This is a genomic window from Bowmanella yangjiangensis, assembly GCF_017255015.1.
GTDB classification, from domain to species: Bacteria; Pseudomonadota; Gammaproteobacteria; order Enterobacterales; family Alteromonadaceae; genus Bowmanella; species Bowmanella yangjiangensis.
In genome coordinates this window covers 1-1552 of record NZ_JAFKCS010000187.1, presented here as the reverse complement: position 1 = coordinate 1552, position 1552 = coordinate 1, and the positions used below count along the sequence as shown (strand labels likewise).

General features: G+C 63.8%; 2 protein-coding genes. One reads left to right on the top strand and one right to left on the bottom strand.

Annotated elements, in window-relative coordinates:
• Positions 1–739 (bottom strand): TolC family protein (locus tag J0A65_RS23180; protein ID WP_206596656.1); only part of this gene is annotated, 739 nt, incomplete at its 3' end.
• Between the two features lie 158 nt (positions 740–897).
• On the opposite strand from J0A65_RS23180, the gene J0A65_RS23175 reads away from it, so the two are divergent.
• A complete protein-coding gene (locus J0A65_RS23175) occupies positions 898–1533 on the top strand; it encodes a TetR/AcrR family transcriptional regulator (protein ID WP_206596655.1) in 636 nt (211 codons plus the stop codon).
• Positions 1534–1552: the final 19 nt, after the last annotated feature.

The window sequence follows — 1552 nt, the reverse complement described above, 5'->3', positions numbered from 1 at the left end:
CGTCCGCATGCGCAGAGGCTTCGCGGCTTTCAGCCTGTTTCTCCGAGGCCCGGTTTTCGAGCCCGGTGCGCACGCGGTCCCTGGTCAGGGTCGCGCTGGCGGTGCGCACCTGGACGGCCCTGTTCGCGACGTCCAGCGCATTGTGATAGGCGGCGAGATCCGCATAGGCGGAGGCTATTTCGGTGCTCAGCATCAGCCGAGCCTGTGCCGCATCGATGCGCGTCGCCTCAGCTTCGGACGTTGCTGCGGCAAGTGCGGCGCGGTTGCGTCCCCACAGATCGATATCGAAACTGAAGGTCGCATTCACCTGGCCAACATCGTCGATGCCATTGGGCACGAACTGCGGCTGAGGCGACATGTTCTCGCTCTGCTGCACGCCTCCGGCGCTGGCCTCTGCCCCGACACTGGGCAGCAGTGTGGCCCCGACCTGTTGTGCCAGCGCGTCCGCCGCCCGCACTCGTGCAGCGGCGACGGCAATATCGGGTGATCCCGCCAGTCCCTCCGCAATCAGGGCATTCAACTGAGCGTCATCGAAGCGTTTCCACCAGCCTTCCACGGGCCACGCGCCAGCGGCGTCGGGCAGGCTTGCGTTCGAGTCGAAGGCCGATGCGTTCGCCGGCGAGGGCTCGGGGCCCAGATCAGGAATGCTCTCGCAACCGGGCAGCATGGTCAGCCCGACCGTCAGGACTATCGATCCGCATGCCGTGGTCAGGGGATGCGAAGGGCTGTGGCGGCTCATGAGTGCCTCCTATAAATGAACTGTACGGTATTAATATAGAGGCTGGCCTGGGCCGTCAATAAGAATGTACAGTTCGGTTCAGAAAAGACGGTGGGTGCCTTGCAGCGCAGGTACCTGTCACCAGGCAGCGATGCGTCAAGGGGGAAGCATGAGTCCCGATGCTCGCGCAGGCTCAGCAGTTTGAAGGTGAGGTGGTAATGAGGGTGAAAACCAACGAGCGGCGCCAGTCGATAATCGACGCGTCGCGGGAAATCTTCCAGGAGATCGGCTACGAGCGCACCAGCATGGCGATGATCTCGAACAAGGTCGGTGGCTCCAAGGCGACTCTCTACAGCTACTTCAAATCCAAGGAAGAGCTGTTCGCGGCGGTGATGCTCGAGTCGGTCGAGGCACAATGCGATGCGCTGCTGGGCATCCTGGATGACGGCAGTGCAGACGTCGCTGAGTCGTTGCAGCGCTTCGGCGAGGCCTACGTCGACATCATCACCTCCCCGGAGTGCCTGGCAGTCACCCGCTGCACCATCGTGGAGAACGGAAATCCCGAGCTGTACAAGGCGCTCTTCGACAATGGTCCGCGCCGTGCGGAAATCGCCATCAGTGCCTACCTGGCTCGCTTCATGGCGCAGCAGGTTCTTCGCGACGCCGACCCGGACCTGGCGGCCCTGCACCTGAAGGGGTTGCTCGAGGCGGGCATCAAGGACCCGCTGCTGTGTGGCGCGCAACCGGCCGTCGTTGACTTCAGGCAGGCGGTGGCGGCGGCGGTGGATACCTTCCTGCGCGCGTACCGTGCCTGATCCGGGGGCTGCTGCGCAC

Bases quoted from the DNA above. Each gene is read 5' to 3' on its own strand.
- J0A65_RS23175 (WP_206596655.1), top strand. From the start codon at position 898: ATGCTCGCGCAGGCTCAGCAGTTTGAAGGTGAGGTGGTAATGAGGGTG.